20 protein-coding genes are annotated in these 22,913 nt (G+C 43.7%); 12 read left to right on the forward strand and 8 right to left on the reverse strand.

The genetic code is table 11. From position 1 onward, the window contains the following. Positions 1-110: 110 nt before the first annotated feature. Positions 111-941 (reverse strand): inositol monophosphatase family protein, encoded by an 831-nt coding sequence (locus LVY74_RS06830; RefSeq protein WP_151710392.1) that lies wholly within the window; start codon positions 939-941, stop codon positions 111-113. A 124-nt stretch (positions 942-1,065) separates the two neighbouring features. Then, the gene (dxs, locus tag LVY74_RS06835; RefSeq protein WP_237814451.1) at positions 1,066-2,985 is read right to left on the reverse strand and encodes a 1-deoxy-D-xylulose-5-phosphate synthase; all 1,920 of its coding nucleotides are present in this window, start codon (positions 2,983-2,985) and stop codon (positions 1,066-1,068) included. A 302-nt stretch (positions 2,986-3,287) separates the two neighbouring features. Between dxs and ribA the strand changes: the two genes are divergently transcribed. Continuing rightward, a complete protein-coding gene (gene ribA / locus LVY74_RS06840; RefSeq protein ID WP_237814453.1) occupies positions 3,288-3,890 on the forward strand; it encodes a GTP cyclohydrolase II in 603 nt (200 codons plus the stop codon). An 82-nt stretch (positions 3,891-3,972) separates the two neighbouring features. Here the strand turns inward: ribA and hemN are convergent, their stop codons facing one another. Beyond that, the gene (gene hemN / locus LVY74_RS06845) at positions 3,973-5,340 is read right to left on the reverse strand and encodes an oxygen-independent coproporphyrinogen III oxidase (RefSeq protein ID WP_237814454.1); all 1,368 of its coding nucleotides are present in this window, start codon (positions 5,338-5,340) and stop codon (positions 3,973-3,975) included. Between the two features lie 264 nt (positions 5,341-5,604). Here hemN and hemF point away from each other — a divergent pair, with 264 nt between their 5' ends. The 3 genes from hemF to aroE all read left to right on the forward strand — a co-directional run bounded on the left by hemF (position 5,605) and on the right by aroE (position 7,833). Next, positions 5,605-6,543: an oxygen-dependent coproporphyrinogen oxidase gene (gene hemF, locus LVY74_RS06850; protein ID WP_237814455.1), complete on the forward strand. Its 939-nt coding sequence runs from the start codon at positions 5,605-5,607 to the stop codon at positions 6,541-6,543. Between the two features lie 218 nt (positions 6,544-6,761). Beyond that, positions 6,762-6,968: a hypothetical protein gene (locus tag LVY74_RS06855; protein WP_151710397.1), complete on the forward strand. Its 207-nt coding sequence runs from the start codon at positions 6,762-6,764 to the stop codon at positions 6,966-6,968. Between the two features lie 76 nt (positions 6,969-7,044). After that, positions 7,045-7,833, forward strand: a complete 789-nt coding sequence (aroE, locus tag LVY74_RS06860; protein ID WP_237814456.1) for a shikimate dehydrogenase — start codon at positions 7,045-7,047, stop codon at positions 7,831-7,833. An 81-nt stretch (positions 7,834-7,914) separates the two neighbouring features. On the opposite strand, the gene LVY74_RS06865 is transcribed toward aroE, so the two are convergent. Then, positions 7,915-10,221, reverse strand: a complete 2,307-nt coding sequence (locus LVY74_RS06865; protein WP_237814457.1) for a hypothetical protein — start codon at positions 10,219-10,221, stop codon at positions 7,915-7,917. A 218-nt stretch (positions 10,222-10,439) separates the two neighbouring features. On the opposite strand from LVY74_RS06865, the gene LVY74_RS06870 reads away from it, so the two are divergent. Further along, positions 10,440-12,263 (forward strand): acyl-CoA dehydrogenase C-terminal domain-containing protein, encoded by a 1,824-nt coding sequence (locus LVY74_RS06870; RefSeq protein ID WP_237814458.1) that lies wholly within the window; start codon positions 10,440-10,442, stop codon positions 12,261-12,263. Between the two features lie 64 nt (positions 12,264-12,327). Here the strand turns inward: LVY74_RS06870 and LVY74_RS06875 are convergent, their stop codons facing one another. Next, the gene (locus LVY74_RS06875; protein WP_237814459.1) at positions 12,328-13,254 is read right to left on the reverse strand and encodes a Dyp-type peroxidase; all 927 of its coding nucleotides are present in this window, start codon (positions 13,252-13,254) and stop codon (positions 12,328-12,330) included. A gap of 194 nt (positions 13,255-13,448) precedes the next feature. On the opposite strand from LVY74_RS06875, the gene LVY74_RS06880 reads away from it, so the two are divergent. Together LVY74_RS06880 and LVY74_RS06885 are read left to right on the forward strand one after the other, a co-directional pair. Next, positions 13,449-14,063, forward strand: coding sequence for a LysE family translocator (locus tag LVY74_RS06880; RefSeq protein ID WP_237814460.1), 615 nt, complete (start codon positions 13,449-13,451; stop codon positions 14,061-14,063). A gap of 85 nt (positions 14,064-14,148) precedes the next feature. Then, on the forward strand, positions 14,149-15,021 hold the full coding sequence (locus LVY74_RS06885; RefSeq protein WP_237814461.1) for a hypothetical protein: 873 nt from the start codon (positions 14,149-14,151) through the stop codon (positions 15,019-15,021). A gap of 99 nt (positions 15,022-15,120) precedes the next feature. Here LVY74_RS06885 and hemW read toward each other — a convergent pair whose 3' ends face one another. After that, positions 15,121-16,275 carry a radical SAM family heme chaperone HemW gene (gene hemW / locus LVY74_RS06890; RefSeq protein ID WP_237814463.1) on the reverse strand — a complete coding sequence of 385 codons (1,155 nt, stop codon included), beginning with the start codon at positions 16,273-16,275 and terminating at the stop codon, positions 15,121-15,123. Positions 16,276-16,385: 110 nt separating this feature from the next. Between hemW and LVY74_RS06895 the strand changes: the two genes are divergently transcribed. Both LVY74_RS06895 and LVY74_RS06900 read left to right on the forward strand, forming a co-directional pair. After that, complete coding sequence (locus tag LVY74_RS06895) at positions 16,386-16,844, forward strand: DMT family transporter (protein WP_111896114.1); 459 nt, start codon at positions 16,386-16,388, stop codon at positions 16,842-16,844. 69 nt (positions 16,845-16,913) lie between these two features. Further along, a complete protein-coding gene (locus LVY74_RS06900; RefSeq protein WP_237814488.1) occupies positions 16,914-18,212 on the forward strand; it encodes an MATE family efflux transporter in 1,299 nt (432 codons plus the stop codon). Between the two features lie 76 nt (positions 18,213-18,288). On the opposite strand, the gene coaBC is transcribed toward LVY74_RS06900, so the two are convergent. Further along, positions 18,289-19,539, reverse strand: coding sequence for a bifunctional phosphopantothenoylcysteine decarboxylase/phosphopantothenate--cysteine ligase CoaBC (gene coaBC / locus LVY74_RS06905; RefSeq protein ID WP_237814464.1), 1,251 nt, complete (start codon positions 19,537-19,539; stop codon positions 18,289-18,291). 63 nt (positions 19,540-19,602) lie between these two features. Between coaBC and radC the strand changes: the two genes are divergently transcribed. The 3 genes from radC to LVY74_RS06920 all read left to right on the forward strand — a co-directional run bounded on the left by radC (position 19,603) and on the right by LVY74_RS06920 (position 21,967). Continuing rightward, entirely contained in the window at positions 19,603-20,352 is a 750-nt protein-coding gene (gene radC / locus LVY74_RS06910) for a RadC family protein (protein WP_237814465.1), read from the forward strand. Positions 20,353-20,362: 10 nt separating this feature from the next. Further along, positions 20,363-21,274, forward strand: a complete 912-nt coding sequence (locus LVY74_RS06915) for a bestrophin family protein (RefSeq protein ID WP_237814466.1) — start codon at positions 20,363-20,365, stop codon at positions 21,272-21,274. Positions 21,275-21,343: 69 nt separating this feature from the next. Continuing rightward, positions 21,344-21,967, forward strand: a complete 624-nt coding sequence (locus LVY74_RS06920; RefSeq protein ID WP_237814467.1) for a glutathione S-transferase family protein — start codon at positions 21,344-21,346, stop codon at positions 21,965-21,967. A gap of 87 nt (positions 21,968-22,054) precedes the next feature. Here the strand turns inward: LVY74_RS06920 and LVY74_RS06925 are convergent, their stop codons facing one another. Then, positions 22,055-22,906 carry a PHP domain-containing protein gene (locus LVY74_RS06925; protein WP_237814468.1) on the reverse strand — a complete coding sequence of 284 codons (852 nt, stop codon included), beginning with the start codon at positions 22,904-22,906 and terminating at the stop codon, positions 22,055-22,057. Between the last annotated feature and the right edge of the window lie 7 nt (positions 22,907-22,913).

Genomic DNA, 22,913 nt, shown 5'->3' on the forward strand with positions numbered 1-22,913 from the left:
TGACCTTTTATGAACAACTCTAACAAGCAGCATTTTATGATTTGAAACATGATCAATAAAAAAGTGACTCCGAAGAGTCACTTTTCAAATTTGAATCAGAGCGAAAAGAATTATTTAGCAGCATCTGCCCAAGCAGGAACAACCGCTTGCATCAATGGTTTCAACATTTTCATTGAACATGCCAACACTTGACCATTGTCCATAGATTCTGTGCCACCACGAGCATCAACCACTGTACCGCCAGCTTCTTTCACAATCAGTTCGCCTGCAGCGATATCCCATGGTTTTAAACCAAGTTCAAAGAAACCATCAAAACGACCTGCAGCAACATAAGCTAAGTCAAGTGCAGCTGAACCTGTACGGCGGAATTGAGCGCCTGCTTCAGTCACTGCAAGCAAAGCATCAAAGTGTTGTTTTGCATAAGAAATAACTTGACCGTTACGTTTTGCACGGTAAGCATGACCAACTGAAATAAAAGTATTTTCAAGGCTATCGCGAACATTCACACGAATACGGCGTTGGTTCATCATTGCACCACGACCACGGCTTGCAGAGAATAATTCATCACGCACTGGATCGTAAATTACACCGTGTTGAGTCACGCCTTTGTGCTGTACTGCAATCGAGATACAGAAATGTGGAACACCATTAACGAAGTTTAATGTGCCATCGAGAGGATCAATCACCCAGCACCAGTCAGCATCGTGACCTTTGCCTTCTTGCATGCCAAACTCTTCGCCAAGGAAGCTGTGGTTTTTATAGCTTTTACGCAGGGTATCAATCGTGAGTTGTTCGAGGTAACGGTCAACACGTGTTACAGGACCGTCGATGCCTTTTTCTTCAACTTGTAAATCGAGTTTATGACGATTTTGATGCGCTTTTAAAAGCTCTTGACCAACTGTTTGAGCCGCACGCGCAGCCATCACCACCATAGGTTCCATTGAACACCCACTACAAATACAAATTAAAGATTTTGACAAAGAATAATGCATAAAAGCGCAGGCATTTTAACAAATCTCTGCGCTTTTTGCTAAAAAATATTTCGAAATGTGTAACCAGACAAAACTATGCGATTTGCAAGGCTTTTTTCCATGCTTGTACAATTGACTGCTCAATGCCTTCTGCATCGAGTCCACAATCATGCAACATTTGTGCGTGATCTGCCTGATGCAAGAAGCTGTCTGGCAAACCTAAATTGAGTACAGGTTTCACGATCTGTGCTTGCGCCAAATATTCATTGACTGCACTCCCCGCACCCGCCATCACCGCATGTTCTTCCACAGTCACGAATAAGCTGGTCGTTGCTGCTAACTGCTGAATGATATTTTCATCAAGCGGTTTAACAAAGCGCATGTTGACCACAGTCACGGCAACCTCAAGCTGTTTGGCTAGACTTTCAGCGACCTGCAACGCAGGCATCACACGGCTGCCAAATGCCAAAATACTGATTTTATCTTCATACTGACTATTGAGTTCCGCCACAATTTCCGCCTGACCCATCGGTAAAGCTGTAAATTGTTGTTCGATTTCAACGCCCACACCCGCGCCACGTGGATAACGTACCGCAGCAGGCCCGTTATAAGCATAAGCTGTGTGCAACATTTGACGGCATTCATTTTCGTCTTTTGGTGCCATAATCACCAAATTCGGAATGGTTCGCATATAGGCATAATCGTATGCGCCCGCATGGGTTGGGCCATCTTCACCCACCAAACCTGCACGATCGATCCCAAAAGTCACATCTAGATTTTGCAAAGCGACATCATGAACCAATTGGTCATAACCCCGTTGCAAGAATGTCGAGTAAATCGCAACCACAGGTTTTAAACCTTCACAGGCCATACCTGCGGCAAGGGTCACCGCATGTTGTTCAGCAATGGCAACATCAAAGAAACGCTCAGGATACTGTTTGGCAAATTTTACCATACCTGAGCCTTCGCACATCGCTGGGGTAATCGCAAGCAAACGTGAATCTTGTGCCGCTTGGTCACAGAGCCATTGACCAAAAACATCGGAATATTTCGGTGCTGATTTTTTCTTGACTGGTGTAGGCGCAACCATCACCGCTTGTTTTGCAATTGCATGATAGCCAATCGGATCGGCTTCCGCAGGTTTAAAACCTTTGCCTTTTTTAGTATAGACATGAATCAGACGTGGCCCTTTGCGCTGTTTGATCGCATTCAGCACATGAACGAGCTGTTTAACATCATGCCCATCGAATGGGCCAAAATATTCAAATCCAATCGCTTTAAATAAGTTATCAGCTTCTTGAGTCGCGGATTGATGCAAACGTGAGGTATACGCCCACTCAGGATGCGGTTCAATCACGGCATCGCCATCCGCATTAATATTGACGGACTGCCCTTGCTCCCAAATTGCTGCCAAATGTTTAGCAAAGCCACCTGTACTGCAAGAAATCGACATGTCATTGTCATTTAAAATGACGATTAAATCGGCCTGATGTGCCACCGCATCATTCATGGCTTCAAACGCCATCCCCGCAGTCATGGCACCATCACCAACAATCGCAACGACATCACACGGATCATTTTGATAGCGACGTGCCAAAGACATGCCTAAGCCCGCAGAAATCGCAGTTGATGAATGTCCCACACCAAAGGTATCAAACTCTGATTCTTCACGTGTCGGGAATGCTGCTAAACCATCTTTAGAGCGAATGGTTGTCAGTTGTTCACGACGACCTGTTAAGACTTTATGCGGATAAGCCTGATGACCTACATCCCAAATCAGGCGATCATGTGGCGTGTTAAAGCAATAATGTAGTGCAACGGTGAGTTCAATCACTCCAAGATTTGCACCAAAATGTCCACCACTTTGTCCTGCGGCATACAAGATATATTGACGTAACTCATCCGCCACTTGTTCGAGCTGGCTTTGATCTAGCTGACGTAATTGCTGTGGATGGTCAATCGCATCCAACAATGGCGTAACAGGACGCTGAGTTGGTATTTCTGTATACAACATATGTGGCAAAGCCTTCTAGAGCCTGGCAAATCCTAAGCTAGGTATATTGCGTTAAATCGATAATTCTACCTTATCGAACGTTGTTTTCAATGAGCCACATATCTTTTGATGTAGTCTTGCACATTGCTTTTGTCCTAGACAAGGCTGTGATTATCCTGAAAAATGATAGCGATATTCAACTATTATTATTTGCTTTCTACAAAAAAATAAATTGATTGGCGTAATTTTTGTATGCGCAAGCTATCAATAGTTGAGCATTGCGCTATACTTTGGTCGACTATTCATGACGAAAGAGCTGAACTGTGCCGATTGCTTTTGTTGCTACCTCCAAACTTCCGACCGCCTTTGGCGATTTTCATATTAGTGTTTTTCAAGATCCTGAAACAGGTGAAGAACATGTGGCCTTATGGAAAGGTTTGGACATGCCAGCAACTGCACCCGTTTTAGTGCGCATTCACTCTGAGTGCCTCACTGGCGATGCATTTTCATCCTTAAAATGTGACTGTGGCCCGCAGCTTAAAGCCACTCAAAAAATGATTAATGACGCAGGTCAAGGCGTGATTTTATACTTACGCCAAGAAGGTCGCGGCATTGGTTTAACCAATAAAATCCGTGCCTATGCCTTACAAGATCAAGGACATGATACGGTCGATGCCAATTTAATGCTCAACTTGCCTGCCGATGCACGTCGCTATGACATGTGTAAAATCATGCTCGATCATTTACAAGTTCATCAAGTTAAACTGATCACCAACAATCCACTTAAGCTGATTGCCCTGCGTGATTTAGGCATTGATGTGGTGGATCGTGTTCCTTTGACGGTCGGATTAAATCCGTTTAATCAACAATACCTAAAAACCAAACATGACCGCATGTCGCACATGTATAAGGAAGATGATTTTTAAGTCATCGTCTTCTTAATCAACCAGTTCAGGCAAATAAAAAGGGCATTTAAAATGCCCTTTTCGTTTTTTAGCAAATTAAATGTTAAATGGTCATTGAGAAAATTCGGGTTTGAGGCATTTTTCGTTTTAGATGCAAATCGAACGCCATACAGATATTGCGAATAAACGGCTTGCCCTGTTCAGTAATCTGAATGCCTTGTGGCTGAAGCACGAGTAACCCATCTTGCTGCATTTCCTCTAACTGACTCAGCACTTCAGGCAACTCAGGAAATGCCATACTTGGCTCTGCCCACGAGGTTTTAAAGGTACACATTAAGTTCAAGATATGCTGACGAATGATTAAATCTTCCTGTGACAGGATATGCCCTTTAAACACAGGAATTTCATTCTGCTCTAAGCGTGCGTAGTAATCTTCTAAAGTCTTTTCATTTTGGGCAAAGCTGTACCAGCTATCACTGATTGAAGAGAGTCCCAAACCGATCATGACTTTGGTTTTGGATGAGGTATAACCCATAAAATTACGGTGCAAACTGCCCTGCTGAAAGGACTGATACATGCTGTCATGTTCGAGCGCAAAATGATCCATGCCAATTTCATGATAACCATGTGCCAGCAAACGTTTTTTACCTTCTTCATATAAGGTGCGTTTCACATCGTCTTTCGGCACATCCTGATCTTTAAAACCACGCTGACCATTGCCCTTAATCCAAGGCACATGCGCATAACTATAAAATGCCAAACGGTCAGGACTGAGGCTGTTGGTTTTTTCAATCGTGTTCAGCACATCTTCCAGACTTTGAAATGGCAGACCAAATACTAAGTCATGCGAAATGGATTCATAGCCAATTTCACGCGCCCAACGTGTGACCTGTTCAACATGCTCAAAGGGTTGAATACGGTGAATGGCTTTTTGCACGGTTAAATTATAATCCTGCACCCCATAGCTGACACGGCGAAAGCCCACGTCATACAACGCCTGTAACTGCTCACGCGTGGTGTTGTTCGGATGCCCTTCAAAACTAAATTCGTGCTGTGGTGCAATCTCGGCTTTGGCTAAAATACCGTGAATCAACTCCACCAAATGTTCTGCCGAGAAAAAAGTTGGCGTCCCGCCACCCAAATGAATTTCTTTAATCATCGGGCGATCTTGCAAAAGCTGACAATACAATGCCCACTCTTTCAGAACCGCCTGAATATAAGGCTGCTCCATCTCATGGCGTTTGGTCACACGTTTGTGGCAACCGCAAAACGTACATAAACTTTCACAAAATGGCAGATGAATATATAAGCTAATCCCTTCACTGTGATTCGTTTCATCAAAAGCACGTTTTAAAGTCTGCTGCCAAAGCTCAACTGAAAAATGCTGACTTTCCCAATACGGTACCGTTGGATAACTGGTATAGCGTGGTCCTGGAACATTATATTTTTGAATTAGCGAGGTTGTACGCATAGTGACTCAACTCTGGATGATGTTGCTGACCACAACAGGCAAAACGTGTAAAGATTGATCTCAAATACAGCTTCATTTTGATGGGCGATGCAGAATATTTCAAGCCATAAACGCCCCATAGTTATGTAATTTCCTCAAGAAAACACCCAAATTATCCCGAGTGAAAAGCTTTGATTTTTATCAATAAAATTAAAAACTCTTAATTTTTCAAGATTTCTATGTTTTGATGTAGCCCATCTTTGCTTTTTTGATCTGAGTCAATCCATGCAACACCCAATCTCTGCCGACATCCAACGTGTCCGAGAATTCCTCCTCGACTTGCAAGCCAGAATCTGTGAACGTCTTGAGCAACAGGAACATACAGGTGGCGGAACTACCGAGTTTGTGATCGATGACTGGCAACGTCCTGAAGGTGGTGGGGGACGCTCTCGTGTCTTGCAAAACGGCACGGTGATTGAAAAAGGTGGGGTGATGTTTTCCCACATCAATATCAGCAAGCTGCCCGAATCTGCCACAGCACGCCATCCTGAAATTGCAGGGGCAAAAGCGCAAGCACTGGGTGTTTCACTGGTGATTCATCCCAAAAATCCACACATTCCCACTTCACATGCCAATGTTCGCCTGTTTGTGGCAGAACCTGAAGGTCGTGATCCTGTATGGTGGTTTGGTGGCGGCTATGACCTGACGCCATTTTACCCAGATGATACTGACATTAAAGCATGGCATCAGGCTGCACATGACCTGTGTCAGCCTTTTGGTGAAGATGTCTATGCCAAACACAAACAATGGTGCGACGACTATTTCTATTTAAAACATCGTGACGAACAGCGCGGTGTCGGTGGTTTATTTTTTGATGATCTGAATTGCTGGGACTTTGAAACCTGCTTTGAATATATGCAGGCGGTGGGCAATGGCTACCTAAATGCGATTTTACCGATGTTTGAAAAGCATCGTGATCAGCCCTATAGCGAAGCTCAGCGTGAATTTCAACTCTACCGTCGTGGGCGTTATGTCGAATTTAATTTGGTCTATGACCGCGGTACGCTGTTCGGTTTACAAACGGGCGGACGGATTGAATCAATTTTGGTTAGCCTACCCAATTTGGTGGCGTGGTCATATCGCCCAGAATGGGAGCAAGACTCTCCTGAACGGCGTTTAACCGAATATTATTTAAAACCGCATGACTGGCTGAATGAGCTTTAACCCAAATATTGACAGATATTTTTGAATCTTTAGGTCTGCATGAATATATCTCAAGTGAAGATCAAAAGAAAAAATAATGCGTTATCAATATGCTAGTCGTCAACAATCGCGACTAGCATAAATGATAATTATTCTTACAAAACATTTGGGACTTTTCTGTCATATCGGTTTAAAATTTTGCTGTTGTAATACACGCTCATCGAGGAATGAGATCACTCATGTTTAATTTACTCCACAATCATAAAGGCAGTTTTTTCGCGCTGACTTGTGCGCTACTGATTTGCTCAGTCAGCACTACTTTAGCCTTTAACAACAACATCTCCGACAGTATTTCAATTGTATTTAGTATTTTGCTGAGCTTGGTTTTATTCGGCTTAGTGCTCGCGTTGTTATGGGAAAAAATTGAGGATATCTGCAATCCTTAAGTGTACTGTACTGGTTTTTTCAGACTGAAAATTCACGTATATTGAGGGCAATTTTTTCACCGCATAGATACATGACATGAGCAAACAATTTGCTGTGGTTGGCAATCCAATAGAACACTCTCGCTCTCCTGAATTACATCATGCATTCGCACAAAAACTCGGTATCGATTTAACCTATAGCAAACGTCTTGCTCCTCTCGATGGTTTTGAAACCAATATTGAAGAATTTTTCCAAGCAGGTGGTATTGGACTCAACGTGACCGTTCCCTTTAAAGAACAAGCTTTTGCTCGCTGTAACCAACTGACTGAACGTGCCAAAATTGCCAAAGCCGTCAACACTTTATGGATGCAAGATGGACAACTGTTTGGGGACAACACCGATGGTCAAGGTCTGGTGAATGCGATTTTGGCACTCGGATGGTCACTCGAAAACAGTAAAATCCTGATCTTAGGTGCAGGTGGAGCAACGCGTGGCGTGATTTATCCACTGGCTCAGGCAGGCGCAAAACACATCGTGATTGCCAACCGTACCCTCGCTCGTGCGGAACAATTGGTTGCCGATTTAAAACAAGCTGTGCCTGACACCGAACTTTCTGCAACAGGTCTAGATGACTTAAGTGGTGAATTTGATTTGGTCATCAATGCCACATCGGCCAGTTTATCAGGCGATGCCTTGCAACTTCCTGAGCAGCTTCAATTCAGCCATGCCTATGAAATGGCTTATGGCAAAGCTTCTAGTTTTCTGGATCAGGCAGCACAGCGCCAAGTACCCTATAGCGATGGTTTTGGCATGTTGGTCAGTCAAGCTGTGGAAGCCTTTGAAATTTGGAATGGCGTAAAACCTGAACTCCGTGATTTTCTATAAAATAATCATCTGATGAAAGCAGTCTAATAAAAACAGGCAACCCGAAAGTTGCCTGTTCATTTTTAGATTTGAAAAACTACTCTATTTGGCTTGAGTGCTTTTTAGCATCTGTAAATATGTCGATTTAAATGTATCTGCATCAAGATATTCATGTTCAGGTGAGCTTGCCTGTTCAATCACTTTGAAATTCGGTGATTTTTTGCGAGATTCAACATAGAACTGTCCCAAACGATTAGACAAATGAGTTAAATCAGAATTTGCCTGATCATCACGATGCTCAGCCAAATACGTGACTTCATACAAACGCGCAAAACGTGTCGCTGGGTTGGTTGAGGATTTCTGAATCGCAGCCCATTGGGTTTGAGTGCTGACATGTGCTTGGGCTTTTTTCACCACGGATGCCGCATCTACTTTATAAAACATCGATGAACTCAATTGACGCTTCTCAATCAATTGTTTGATTTTCACCAATTGCTGCCCTTTCGGCACAAAACTCTGATCATCACGCCCATCATAATATGCCATCACCAAGGCAATCTCTTGAATGTCCTGTGCCGAGTAATGCTGCATAATTTGTGGGTAATTCAATGACAGTAATAAACCATAAACCAACTGATAAGTTTTTAGATAAGAATGGTTTTGGGCATAGGACTGATTCGCCAACGCCTGAATCTGCTCATCCCAATTGGCTTGTCCAAATAGACGCTTAAACTTCAGCACTTTGTCTTGTAGCACTGTTCCTTGAGCAGCTTCATCAAAAGATTTAGCTTTACGCATGCCTTCACGGTCAATATTTTTTGGATGACCGTAGTTACTCCACTGGTTATCTGAATGGATCACCAATTTCTTTCCGACAGAATCTGCTGTTAATTCCAACTGATAATTGGTGGTAATGGCATTTCCCTGACGGTCAATCCCAATTTCAACAATCAATGGATTGCGCTCAGCAGGTTTGGCTAACAATTGCTGAATTTGAGGCTGTTTGGCTTGCCAAAGAGTTTTAAATTCATCGGCCGTTTTAAATTGTGGACTTGAATCTGCTTTAAACAGCTCGACGACTTTAAAAATCCCTTGGGATTTCTCAACCATCTGCTTTTCTAGTTGAGCATCACTACCTTGAGACTGCACTGCGAACAGATCAACTTTTTCATCTAAACACGCTTTGTATTGCCCAATACTGGCCGTTTTCGGCTGTTTTTGCAGGTCTTGGCATTGCGCTTCTGATAGCTCAGGGGCACTTGGACTCAATAATTCGTCCTGCTCAGAACTTTCTTCATCATCTTCAGAATTTGCCGCTGACAACGCATCGCTATCTTCAGCAGATTCAGTATTTTCATCTTCAGATGCAGCCAGTTCGTCTTCTGCACTCACTTCTGTTGCATCAGCTTTCGTTGTATCTTCTGGGTCTGCTGCTTCTTGCTCTTCATCCTCAATCGTATCGGATGCAATATGGTCTTTGACCAGATCATAAGCCCAGTCTGCCTGCTGTTCAGGGCTCATACTTTTCAAATCGACCGTTTCAGTTTTGGCTTGCTCTGCTTTTTTCATGTGCTCAGCCAAATACGGCAGGTTCACTGTGTTATAGCTAAAACTTTGAGCTAGATATTCCTCAAGAGAGTTTTTTAACTGAATCTTTTCAACAATGCCCTGCTGACGATCTGCTGCGGTGAGGCTGGCATGGGTTAACTGTTCAGGTGTCGCCAAAATATAAGGTAAGGCATTATTTTGCTTGATATAAGCGATGAGTGTCTTGAGGTCTAATTCACCCAGCTGTTTTTTATATTTGGAAAAATCAAGATACATCAACTGATCACGCTGCTCAGTCGGGGCAAGAAATGGAAACAAGGCAAAGCCATTGCTATAAAATTTGGCTTGCTTCAAGTCGACCAACATCGGGTAGGTCATTTGCATTTGCAATGTTGGGGTATGGTATGCCGCTGTTAGATTGATCGCTCCCACCTGATCACGATAATCCACCCCGCCCTGATATTTCACCTGAAAATCTTGTAAGAAATTGAAACCTGTTGTAAGCATACGTGACCATTTTTGCTCACCATTTTCAACCTGTTGTTGCAATAAAGCGTGTTCAAGTTGCTGACGTTGCTCAGTCGACAAGCTGATTTTCTGTGAACTGAGGTAACGATTGAGTTTATCCTTTAGATCTTGATTTAATTCAGGATTTTTCTTACTGAGCTGATGCTGCTTCTGCACATCAAATTTGATATTTCCTTGAAAGTCAAAACCCGTATTTTCATAGATTGCATTGACTGCATGTACAGTACGCTGCTGTATTTGTTCTGATTTTTGAGGAGACTGAACAAAATGTTGCGAACAACCTGCTGCACTTAACCCCAATAAACAACAGGTTAAATAGTGTAATTTCATCATCATGTTTTCCGTTTTGTTATTTCAATTTATCGCTATAGTGCGATTTAGCGGGCATACCTTAACAAAAAAAACAATATACAAATAATCAATTTATGTAATTTAAACTGGCGGATTGACCTTATTGACAGCACTTGCAAGTCACGTTATCAATGTAATTCGTACACGGTTATGAATAATGAAATCCATCAGAACGCAATAAAAATTAGGATATTTGCCTTATGACCACTTATAAAGCGCCCCTACGTGATATACGTTTCCTCATGAACGAGGTGTTTAACTATCCTGAGCACTATAAAACCCTCTCCAACGCTGAAAATATTGACCAAGACACGGTGGATATGATTTTGGAAGGGGCGGCAGATTATTGTGAAAATGTCCTCGCGCCACTGTATCAAAGTGGTGATGATGAAGGCTGTCATTTTAAAGATGGTGTCGTCACCACGCCTAAAGGTTATAAAGAAGCTTACGATCAGTTCGTACAAGGTGGTTGGCAAGGTCTGTCTTATCCAGAAGAATTTGGCGGACAAGATCTGCCGATGTCACTCAACCTGATTAAATCGGAAATGATGGGAACCGCTAACTGGTCATTTACCATGTATCCCGGTTTAAGTATGGGCTGTATGAACACCATTATGCAGTTTGGTACGCCTGAACAAAAAAATAGTTATATGCCCCATCTGGTTGCAGGCACATGGAGTGGCACAATGTGTCTCACCGAACCGCAATGTGGTACCGACTTGGGGCAGGTAAAAACCAAAGCTGAACCCAATGCCGATGGCAGCTATGACATTACAGGTACCAAAATCTTTATTTCGGCAGGCGAACATGACCTGACCGAAAATATTATTCATATTGTCTTGGCACGTTTGCCGAATGCCCCTCTTGGCACCAAAGGCATTTCACTGTTTATCGTGCCGAAATTCTTGCCAACCGATGATGGTAGCATTGGTGAACGCAATGCGGTGAACTGTGGCTCGATTGAACATAAAATGGGGATTAAATCCTCGGCTACAGCCGTGCTGAATTTTGACCAAGCCAAAGGTTTCTTGATCGGTGAACCGAATAAAGGTTTACACGCCATGTTTACCTTTATGAACACGGCACGTATTGGTACAGCGGTACAAGGCATTGCCCATGCAGAATTGTCTTATCAAGGTTCACTGCCTTATGCCAAACAACGTATGTCAATGCGTGCGCTATCAGGTAAAAAAGACCCTGATAAACCAGCCGATGCGATTATTCACCATGCCGATGTCCGTCGCATGTTGCTGACTCAAAAAGCCATTGCTGAAGGGGGTCGTGCCATGATTTACCATGCAGCACAACTTGCCGATAAAATGAATGATGCCTTGAAACGTGGCGATCAGGCAGAGTTTGAAGCTTATGATGACAAACTTGGTTTTTACACCCCGATTCTCAAAGGCTTCTTAACCGAACTTGGCTTGGAAGCCGCCAACCACGGGATGCAAGTCTTTGGTGGACATGGCTATATTAAAGAATGGGGTATGGAACAAATCGTGCGTGATGCCCGTATTGCCACCTTATATGAAGGGACGACAGGCGTTCAAGCTCTCGACTTGATTGGTCGTAAAGTCCTGCTCTCTTCCAAAGGTAAAATCATTCGGGATTACACTGCGGAAATTTTAAAATTCTGTGGTCGTCATGCGCGTAATAAATACTTACGTCGCTTTGTTTGGGACCTAACTAAGCTTTGCGCCCAGTGGAATGCGATTACAGTACGGATTTTCTTGGCAGCACGTAAAGACCGTGACGTGGTTTCCTCCGCTTCTGTCGATTTCTTGATGTTCTCAGGTTATGTGATGATGGCGTATTTCTGGGCACAACAGGCAGCAATCGCGTCTGAGAAAATTGAAGCAGGCGATGGCAAAGAAACCATTGAGTTTTATAAAGCAAAAATCAAAGTCGCAGATTTCTACTTCGACCGTATTTTGCCACGTACTCAAGGACATGCCGAATCAGCAGTCACGCCATCTAAAACCCTGATTGGCTTACCTGCTGAGCACTTTAGTTTCGATTACTAATACATTTTCCAGCATAAAAAAGAGCGCATCATGCGCTCTTTTTTATTGGACTAAAGCAATACGCTTAATCATCAAGATCAAGGACGTGTTCAAGTAGACGTTCTGACGGTGCAAAATAATACGCGCCATCCACCGCAGTCACGAAGTGCAGTAAGCGGTCATGAATTCCATCGCCACTGGTACCAAACATACGTTGCAACATGCGGTCAATACGGGTCAAATCTTTGGTGTAAGCAATAAAGAATAGCCCTTGATCGCCATGTCCATCGCCATAAGGTAGGCTATGACGCAAGATTTCCAGTTCTTCACCTTCTTCATCTTCAACTACTGTACGGGCAATATGTGCATTTTCAGGTTTGACATCATCATCCAGTTCAATTGACTCAAGCTTGGTGCGTCCAATCACATGCTCTTGAGCATCGACTTTTAAACGGCGCCATTTGTCCAAGTCATGCACATAACGCTGCGCAAACACAAAACTGCCCCCAGCAAACTCGCCTGCTTCAGCGCCTAAAAGTGCAGTTTCTTCACGATCATCTTTAAATTGCGGATTTTCCGTGCCATCAATAAAGCCTGTGAGATCTCGTCCATCCAAATAACGGAAGCATGCACGTTCATCAAGAACTTCAACTTTGTCCTGAATGCCGTTAAAGAAGGTCTGACTGAGTGCAAAGCAAATGTCGGTACGCTGGCTGGCAATATGAATCAACACATCGGCAGGCTGTACAGGCATGTCAAATGCCCCTGCTTGTGGATCGAGTTGCTTAAATCCTGCTGGCGTCGTGCTATACAGTTGACTCCACAAATCAGGACCAAAAGCCACAGCGGTTTTGATTTGTTCATTGGGATGCTGAGTGATCAGACGGTCTCGTTCCGAGAAAAACTTCTCAAGCTGTTTTTTTAAATCATGAAGACTGAGCTGATTCAAACGAACTACAAGAAAACGCGCATGATCTGAGGGTAATGGCAAAATCACAGATTGAGCAGTCATGAAAAGCTCCTAAACATTGTTATCATTTATCGCTCGAACCATTCTGCCTCAAGCCAACCCTGCTTAATAGCCTATTTTTGATAATATTTTTGTTTCAGTTTGATGATTTTATAGATGATATAAACTGATTGTGATTTGTCCACTTCAAGTTAAAATCAAAGCGCCTGCGATTTTTCTCTAAAGGATACACCCTTGTGACAACCCTCATGATTTCCTATTTGATTGCCATTGCTTTACTGACCATTACACCTGGCTTAGATACCACGCTGATTTTGCGTACAGCAACGGTGGAAGGTCGTCAAAAAGCCTTACAAGCAGCCATTGGCATTAATCTGGGGTGTTTGGTCTGGGGACTGATTGTGGCCTGTGGACTCGGGGCATTACTGAGTAGTTCGGTGTTTGCCTTTACTCTGCTGAAATGGACAGGCGCAATCTATCTGGCTTGGCTCGGTCTGCAAATGTTGCGCCATCCACGTCAGCACTTGGGCAATTTAGAGCAAGACACAACCACTCAGCAAAACTGGTTATTGAAAGGCTGTTTGAGTAATTTGCTGAATCCTAAAGTCGGGATTTTCTATATTTCGTTTTTGCCTCAGTTTGTCCCTGATCAACAGGCAGCAACCGCTTGGATTATGTTGCTGGTGCTGATTCATATTGTACTGACACTGATCTGGTCAGCTTTCCTGATTATCGGTTCACAGCCGTTTGCCAAATATCTGAAACAGCCGAAAATCGTGCAAAGTATCGACCGTATTACAGGTGCTGTTTTTGTGTTGTTTGCACTGAAATTGGCATTCAGTAAACGCTAAAAACTAGATGATGATCAAATTGAAGGTCATCATCTTCACCTTGGACTTATACAGAAAAATAATTTCAAAGATTGAGGATGAAAGAATGATTACTTATGGTATCTACGGATATGAAATTACAAAAATTGCTGAATTAGAAGGCTTCAAACTGATTCCACGTTCTCAAAACGATAACGAAATTCGACAATTAGCATCAGATCAGAATTATTATCATTTAACAGGGTTTCTTGAAATAGATGAAAATCAGATTCCAATTCCAAATCAACGTGGTCTAATATTTGATTTGCAAGGAATCTTATCTTTTATTGAGCAAAAGAATGTGATTATTACCCATCCTTTACGCCCGCATGAAACTTATCAAAAATTAAATCAAGATTACCCCTTAAAAATTACATTTCTCAGACGACTCAATGGTGGTGGCTCTTTCATCTTAAGTGATACATATAGCACTGAATCTAGAAAAATTTGTATAGAAAAAGCACTCCATAAATTAAAAGAATCCGACCAAAACCAAGGAGTATTTCGCAGCGCCTTTTTTAAATCGATAGAACCGTTTAAAGGCAGTGAAAGCTTTAGGGATGTAAATTATTATCTGCTGTTCTCTGCATTAGAATCCTTGAGTCGATACCACTTAAATCATTATTCAAGAGGAGCTGTCAAACCTATAGCAAAATTTCTTCAACTATATGAATTCGATATAAAAGATGGAAATAATTTAGATCAATACCAAATATCTGACTTCATAAAAGCTGTTGCCACCTATACCAATTTACGCAATGCCCTCTTTCATAATGGACAGCTAGAGTGGACGAATAAAGAAAAGACGATAACTCTCAAACTTGCAGATTATTACCCTAACTTTAGACTACTCATTCCACTGGTAATGTTGAAATATATCGGCTTCGATGACGGTCATATCAACTGGAATTCTTGGTTGGATCTAACACCATTTAAATAGTTATCTAATAAGTAAAATGTTTGGCTTGGGAGATTCACTCAAGCCAAAATATCAATTGACAGCAGCAATGCATAATCGCTCTTTCAGGGCTATGCAAATCTATAAAAACTCTTCCAACACACTATTTAAAAATAAATGCCCTTTCTCGGTACACGCCAGTCGCTCAGGATCTTCGATCAAAAGTTGCTGTTGCTGTAACTTTTCAACCGTTGCAGCAATACTGGACAATGGTAGACCTGTACGCTGCTGATAAAACTCACTTGGTACACCTTCATTTAAACGCAGTGCATTCATCATAAATTCAAAAGGCATATCTTCATCGTCAATGCGTTGCCACTGCAAGGCAGGCGCAGGTACTTTAGCAAGATAATCCTTCGGCATACGGCTTTTCTGGAAACGGTAAATGCCATCAGACTGGCTGACTTTACCGTGTGCCCCTGCTCCAATCGCCAAATAATCACCAAACTGCCAGTAATTCAGGTTATGTCGTGAAGGCAATTCTTTACGCCATGCCGACACTTCATAATTGATAAAACCCTGTGCTTTTAAATACGCTTCACCTTGTTGCTGAATCTCAAGCAGCAAATCTTCCTCAGGTAGAATCGGCTGAGTACGGAAAAATACCGTATTTGGTTCGATAGTGAGTTGATACCAAGACACATGCGTTGCGCCACATTCCACCGCCAAACGTAAATCTAACAAAGCTTGTTCAAGAGTTTGCTGTGGCAAGCCATGCATCAGGTCGACATTGACCCGTTCAAAACCTGCCTGCCGTGCCTGTTGAATGGCTTTTTTGGCATTGTCACTGCTATGAATCCGCCCTAAACGCTGCAAATGTTCGTTGTCAAAACTCTGTACACCAATCGACAGACGGTTAATCCCTGCCTGTAAGTAATCGGCAAATGGCTGATGTTCCAATGTGCCGGGATTGGCTTCCAAGGTAATTTCACAATCCGCAGTAAAATTCAGACGCTGTTTTAATTCAGTAAATAACCACTGATAGCCTGCTGCCGAAATCAGGGACGGCGTTCCGCCACCAATAAACACACTCTGAATTTCACGCCCCTGCGCCCATTCAATCTGCGTATCAAAATCTGCAACCAGCGCCTGTAAATATTCCTGTTCCAAATCCAGTGACAATTTGCCATCGGGGACAGCATGCGAATTGAAGTCACAATATGGACATTTACGCACACACCACGGCATATGAATGTAAAGCGACAACGGAATATTTTGCGGATTAAACAAGCTCAAGAACTCAGCCTAAAATGAGAAAAACCATCGCGGATTTTAGCATGTCTGACGCATAAAAGCCGCTCGGCAATGCTACACTGAACTGAAAATAACAACAGTAAGGATCAACCATGAAACTTACAGTCCACCTGTTATGGTTGTGTCCGCTCGCCTTTGGCATTGGCATTGCTATGACCTTTCAAACAGCAATTAACAGCGCCTTACGCGAACACTTGGAGTCAGCGCTACATGCCGCACTGATTTCATTTAGTGTTGGTACACTGACTTTATTACTGTTGGTTCTATTTTTTACCAAAAGTTTTCCGCACTGGCAGACCTTGAGCCTGTTGCCGTGGTATTTGTGGTTCGGTGGCTGTTTGGGGGTTTATGCGATCAGCATGAGCATTTATACTGCCCCCAAACTGGGATTTTTGACCTTCTCGGGTTTGGTACTGTTTGGTCAAATCAGTATGTCGATCTTACTGGATCACTTTGCATGGTTTGGTAATGAACGTGTCCCGATCTCTTGGCAACGTGTTTGCGGAGCCGTCGCAATTTTTGTCGGTGTATTACTTACTCTACAACGCTAATTTATTTGAGTATTTTCAGTGCTAAAAACTCCATCAACAGGCGTGGAACTCAAACGCCTGTTTAGTCTTATGATTCCGATTCTGATTACCCAGTTTGCCCAAGCGGGTTTAGGGCTGATTGACACCATTATGGCGGGGCATTTGTCCGCCAGTGATCTGGCTGCCATTGCCGTCGGTGTCGGAATCTGGATTCCTGTGATGCTGATGTTTACAGGCATTGTACTGGCAACCACGCCTTTGGTGGCTGAAGCACTGGGCGCACGTCAAGAGAAGCAAATTCCGCATATTGTGCGTCAATCGTTATGGGTCGCAGGACTACTCGGCATTTTAGCTTTGCTACTGCTCCAGTTTATGCCGCTGCTATTACCGTTATTTAAAGTTCCCGTGGACTTGATGCCCAAAGCCAGTCTGTTCTTGCATGCGGTGGGTTTTGGTATGCCTGCAATCACCTTATATACGGCGCTGCGTTGTTATTCGGAAGCACTGGGTTATCCGCGCCCTGTCACAGTAATTAGTTTGCTGTCTTTGGTGGTTCTTGTTCCACTTGACTATATTTTTATGTACGGCATTGGCCCGATTCCGCATTTGGGCAGTGCAGGCTGTGGTTTCGCGACTGCAATTTTACAATGGCTGATGCTCGCCACTTTGGCAGTCTATATTTGGAAAGCTAAAAAATATCAAACACATAAAATTTTCAGTCACTGGGAAGCATTCGACAAAGCCATTGCCAAACGAATTTGGAATCTAGGTCTTCCGATTGGTTTAGCCGTGTTTTTTGAAGTCAGTATTTTCTCAACAGGCGCGATTATTCTTAGCCCACTGGGTGATACCATTATTGCCGCACATCAAATTGCCATCTCGGTCACTTCACAACTGTTTATGATTCCGATGTCACTGGCGATTGCCCTGACCATTCGGGTGGGGACGTACTATGGAGAAAAAAACTGGGAAGGTCTGCGTAAGGTGCAAAAACTGGGTTTAATGACAGCGACGGGAACAGCATGTCTGACCATGAGTTTTATTGCGCTATTTCACAACCAAATTGCTGCGTTATATACCAGTGACCCTGCCGTGACTCAAGTCACGGTGTATTTACTGTTTTTCTGTATTGCCTACCAAATGATGGACGCATGGCAAGTCAGTGCTGCAGGCTGTTTGCGTGGAATGCAGGACACTCAAGCACCAATGTGGATTACGTTACTGGCATATTGGGTGGTCGCGCTACCACTGAGTATTTACTGGATTCGTTATCAACAGATGGGGCCGCAAGGGATTTGGATTGGTCTGATTGTAGGACTAAGTGTGGCGTGTGTGCTACTTCTTGGGCGTTTGTATCGCATGAATCAGCGATTAAAATTACAAGCTTAAATTATTGTGCTGCCATAAAATAAAAAACCGCATCAATTTCAGATGCGGTTTTTCAGTTTACCTATTCAATTCAAACTTAACGATGCAGCGCATCCGCAATGGCTTCAACCAACTGCTGGGCAATTTCCTGCTTACTGGCTTTAGCTAGATCACGTTTTGGTAAGGCGTGATTTTGTGCAAAAAACACGGTCATGGCATTTTCATCGGATGCAAAACCAATGTCACTGCGCGACACGTCATTGCAGGCGATCATATCCAGTTTTTTCGCCACCAGTTTACCCGCGGCATATTCTTCGACATTGCGGGTTTCTGCAGCAAAACCGACCATAAACGGACGTTTCTGCTGCTGAGCAATCGTCGCGACAATATCGGGGTTTTTAACCAGTGCAACATCCAGTTCATCACCCGATTTTTTAATTTTATGCTCAGCGACCTGTGCCACTCGGTAATCTGCCACCGCGGCTGTCGCAATAAAAATATCACAGCCATATTCAAGCTGTTGCATGCTTTGATCGAGCATTTCTAAAGCTGAATGCACATTCACCCGATCCACACCGTTGGGTGTATCGAGGCTGACAGGGCCTGCGATCAAAGTGACTTTTGCACCCGCCGCATAGCAGGCACTGGCTAAGGCAAAGCCCATTTTCCCTGTACTGTGGTTAGAAATATAACGCACAGGATCAATCGCTTCACGGGTCGGCCCTGCGGTAATCACCACACGTTTACCTGCCAGCAAACCAAATTTTTCAGCAATTGCACGCTGGGTCTGATGGAAATACAGTTTGACCTGTTCTGCCAAATGCTCAGGCTCAGGCATACGCCCCAAACCGACATCGCCACAGGCTTGCGAACCTGCTTCTGGCATCACCACATGCACACCATCTTCAACCAAAATCTGTAAATTGCGCTGCGTGGCTTTGGCTGCCCACATTTGCTGATTCATGGCAGGAGCCACCCAAACAGGCGCTTTAGTTGCCAAATATAAGGTACTCAACAAATCATCTGCCAAACCATGTGCAAACTTGGCCAGCGTGTCACAACTGGCAGGTGCAACCAGTAACAGGTCTGCCCAACGTGCCAGTTCAATATGCCCCATGCCTGCTTCTGCTTCAGGATTCAGCAATTCGGTATGCACAGGATTGCCTGAAAGTGCCTGAAAAGTGAGTGGGGTAATAAACGCCTGTGCGCCATGTGTCATCACCACACGGACATTAAAACCGTAGTCTTTTAGACGGCGAACCAGAATGGCACTTTTGTACGCAGCGATACCGCCAGTCACAGCCAACAGAATGTTTTTGCTTGAAATTACGCTTACATCAAAGCTCACGAGGGGCTACCTTTGTGTTGCAGTGGCGCTCACAATAGCATTAAATATAGCGAATCCCAAGTCATGGGAAAAACAACAACGATTTATTTAGAATTAGAAAATATGAGTTTATCCAGCATTAAATCGTGGCCCGAACAGGAACGTCCACGCGAACGATTATTAAACCAAGGCGCAAGCAGTTTATCCGATGCCGAATTACTGGCAATTTTCCTGCGTTCAGGTTCACAGCAATATTCTGCGGTAGAACTTGCCCGAGTACTGATTCAGCATTTTCAAGGGCTTGCGCCTGTATTTGATGCCTCTCTGGATGATTTATCCAATTTTCATGGCATTGGCCCAAGCAAATACGCTCAACTGATGGCGGTCAAAGAACTGGGACGGCGCTATTTAAGCCAAAGTTACACATCCCTGCGCCAAGCGCTCGATTCTTCCAGTCTAGTCATGGACTATTTGCGTTATGAACTGCAAGGCGAAAAACAGGAAGTCTTTGCTGTACTGTGCCTAGATGCCGAGCTGCACAAACTCGATTTTAAAAAATTATTCTTTGGTTCACTGCAACACTGCGCCATTTCCATCAACCAACTGCTGCGTTATGCCATTTCCCAACATGCCGTACATATCGTGATTGCCCACACCCATCCGTTTGGTGTGGCACAGCCCTCCGCTGCCGATGATGAACTGACAAAACAGATTGATGCTGCATGCCAACTGCTTGAAATCAAATTACTTGACCATTGCATTATTTCACCAACAGGTTCATTCTCTTTCGCGGAGCAACAGCGCTTGCCCTCTCCTTCAGATCTGAACAAGTGATAGAAGCCTTATGATTGTCCGCGATAAAAGTAATATTTTTAATCTGTTATTTTCTTGGAGAGGCACGATTTTACCCAAAGTCCTGCCATCTTTGGCGGTGGTGATGTTGGCTTCCGCAGCGATTGCGACATTGACCTATTATGGCGTTTTGCATGTGCCTCAAGTCCCTGCGATTGGCTTCACAATTTTCGGGGTGATTCTGTCGATTTTCTTGGGTTTTCGTAACAATGCCTGTTATGACCGTTGGTGGGAAGGTCGCAAACTTTGGGGTGCACTAATTGCCAATGCCCGACATATGGATCGCGATACGCGCGTCTTATCCCATGCGCGCCGAGAACGGGTGATTCACCATGTGATTGTCTTTTCCAACATGCTGCGTGACCGCCTTCGCCACCAAACTGCCAATCCGGCCCAACTGCTGGAAACAGGTCGTTTAAATGAACATGCGGTAGAAAAACTCAACCATCATCTGAATGCGCCACAATACACTTTAGGACTAATTCAATGGGAATTGATGCAAGCGCTCAAAGAGGGTGAAATTAGCGATATTTTGTATCAACAGGTCAACCAACATGTCGTAGAAATGGGCAATGTCCAAGCAGGTTGTGACCGTATTGCCAGCACACCGCTGCCTTTTTCTTATTCTGTCTTGCTGAATCGTACTGTGTACTGTTTCTGCTTCTTGCTGCCTTTTAGTCTGGAATCGATTTTAGGCTTGTGGACACCGCTATTTGTCGGGATTTTGGCATATTTGTTTTTGGGTCTAGACATGCTCAGTGCCGAACTTGAAGAACCCTTTGGCACACAAGACAATGACTTGCCACTGGATTCAATTGTCCGTCTGATTGAACGTGAATTACTGAGTTCACTCGGTAAACCTGTTCCTGCACCGATTCAGGTCGATAATCATAATTTGCTATAAAACCCCAATCAATGCTCACGCTGTTGAGCATTTATTTTTTCAGTCAAATAATCGTCAGGGAATGATGCGATGATAAAAATTTTAGGTCGAAGCGACTCAATCAATGTGCGTAAAGTGCTTTGGCTTTGCGATGAATTAAAGATTCGCTATGATCGTGAGGATTGGGGACGTGGTTTCCAATCTCCGCAAGCGCCCGAGTTTGTCAAACTCAATCCGAATGCCACCATTCCCGTCATCATGGATGGTGATTTTGTGCTGTGGCAGTCTAATTCAATTATTCGCTATTTAGCCAATGCTTATGCGGGGCAAAATCTTTACCCTACGGATGCCAAACAACGCGCCATCATTGACCAATGGATTGACTGGCAAGGTATTGAACTGAATAACAGCTGGACGTATGCGCTGATGAATTTGTTTCGTCATTCCCCTGAGCATCAAGATCCAAAGCTGGTTGAAAAAAGTATTCAGGCATGGAGCAAAATGATGCTCATCGTGGAACAGCAACTTGAAAAAACAGGGGCTTATATTGCAGGTGAACAATTTTCTTTAGCCGATATTGTGATTGGGCTATCGGTTCAACGTTGGTATTTAACCCCGTTTGACAAACCTGATTACCCGCAGGTGAAACGCTATTATGAATTGCTCAGTCAGCGTGAAGCTTATCTGCGTTGGGGCAATAACGGGCAGAATTAATTCGGCTGAAAATGCTCAATAAAGAATACCTTTTTGAAATTTAAGATTGATCCCAATTAACCCAATTTGGATCAGTCGAATCATCTTTTAACGAAAACTCTCCCAGATCCCCACCTGTTCAGGTCGTGGACGTGGAGCTTGCCCAAGCTTGAGCCACGGCATATGCTCCCCGTGAAAATCACTACCGATCGACACTTTTAAATTGTTTTGGGCAATCATCCGATCCACCATCTGCCGCGTCGAAAGCGGATCACTTTCAGGTGCAAGTTCAACCGCATCACCGCCACTTTGAGCAAATAACTCAATCAAATAACGAGTATTGGTTGCAGACAAATCATAACGGGTCGGATGCGCCAAGACTGCAAAACCTTGTGCTTCATGAATTGCCTGTACGGTATCTTCTAAACTCAGTCCGTCAAATTTGACATAGGCGGGTTTACCTTCTTTGAGGAATCGGTCAAAGGCTTGCTGTAAACGGCTGACAATACCATTCTTCAGTAAGGCTTTGGCAATATGACTGCGAGTAATCCGATCGGGCTGTTGTTCAACTTCAAGTAAAATTTCAGGATAAAGATCAACTTTTACCAGTTGTTGCAACTTCTGACAAATCCGCTCGGCACGTTCCGCACGAATCTGTTGCTGCTGTTCGAGAACGATTTGTAAAGCTTCAGGATTTTGCATATTCAGTGCCACAATATGCACGCTATAACTTTTTTTAGTGGCAGGTCGTGACCATTGACTGGAAATCTCAACTCCTGAAATCAATGAGATACCATGTTGTTCCGCAGCCTGTCTTGCCCGCTCTATGCCTTGCATCGAGTCATGGTCAGTCAACGCCAATACATCCACACCGCGCTCGGCAGCCAACGCCAAAAGTGCCTCTGGTGACAAAGTCCCATCAGAAATGTTGCTATGTGTATGTAAATCTATGACCTGCATCTTTTAT

Origin of the sequence: Acinetobacter sp. ME22, from assembly GCF_022012315.1 — a bacterium.
GTDB classification, from domain to species: Bacteria; Pseudomonadota; Gammaproteobacteria; order Pseudomonadales; family Moraxellaceae; genus Acinetobacter; species Acinetobacter brisouii_A.

Coding starts and splice junctions, on each gene's coding strand:
- LVY74_RS06830 (WP_151710392.1), bottom strand. CDS start 941: ATGGAACCTATGGTGGTGATGGCTGCGCGTGCGGCTCAAACAGTTGGT.
- dxs (WP_237814451.1), bottom strand. CDS start 2,985: ATGTTGTATACAGAAATACCAACTCAGCGTCCTGTTACGCCATTGTTG.
- hemN (WP_237814454.1), bottom strand. CDS start 5,340: ATGCGTACAACCTCGCTAATTCAAAAATATAATGTTCCAGGACCACGC.
- hemF (WP_237814455.1), top strand. CDS start 5,605: ATGCAACACCCAATCTCTGCCGACATCCAACGTGTCCGAGAATTCCTC.
- LVY74_RS06855 (WP_151710397.1), top strand. CDS start 6,762: ATGTTTAATTTACTCCACAATCATAAAGGCAGTTTTTTCGCGCTGACT.
- aroE (WP_237814456.1), top strand. CDS start 7,045: ATGAGCAAACAATTTGCTGTGGTTGGCAATCCAATAGAACACTCTCGC.
- LVY74_RS06865 (WP_237814457.1), bottom strand. CDS start 10,221: ATGATGAAATTACACTATTTAACCTGTTGTTTATTGGGGTTAAGTGCA.
- LVY74_RS06870 (WP_237814458.1), top strand. CDS start 10,440: ATGACCACTTATAAAGCGCCCCTACGTGATATACGTTTCCTCATGAAC.
- LVY74_RS06875 (WP_237814459.1), bottom strand. CDS start 13,254: ATGACTGCTCAATCTGTGATTTTGCCATTACCCTCAGATCATGCGCGT.
- LVY74_RS06885 (WP_237814461.1), top strand. CDS start 14,149: ATGATTACTTATGGTATCTACGGATATGAAATTACAAAAATTGCTGAA.
- LVY74_RS06895 (WP_111896114.1), top strand. CDS start 16,386: ATGAAACTTACAGTCCACCTGTTATGGTTGTGTCCGCTCGCCTTTGGC.
- LVY74_RS06900 (WP_237814488.1), top strand. CDS start 16,914: ATGATTCCGATTCTGATTACCCAGTTTGCCCAAGCGGGTTTAGGGCTG.
- radC (WP_237814465.1), top strand. CDS start 19,603: ATGGGAAAAACAACAACGATTTATTTAGAATTAGAAAATATGAGTTTA.
- LVY74_RS06915 (WP_237814466.1), top strand. CDS start 20,363: ATGATTGTCCGCGATAAAAGTAATATTTTTAATCTGTTATTTTCTTGG.
- LVY74_RS06920 (WP_237814467.1), top strand. CDS start 21,344: ATGATAAAAATTTTAGGTCGAAGCGACTCAATCAATGTGCGTAAAGTG.
- LVY74_RS06925 (WP_237814468.1), bottom strand. CDS start 22,906: ATGCAGGTCATAGATTTACATACACATAGCAACATTTCTGATGGGACT.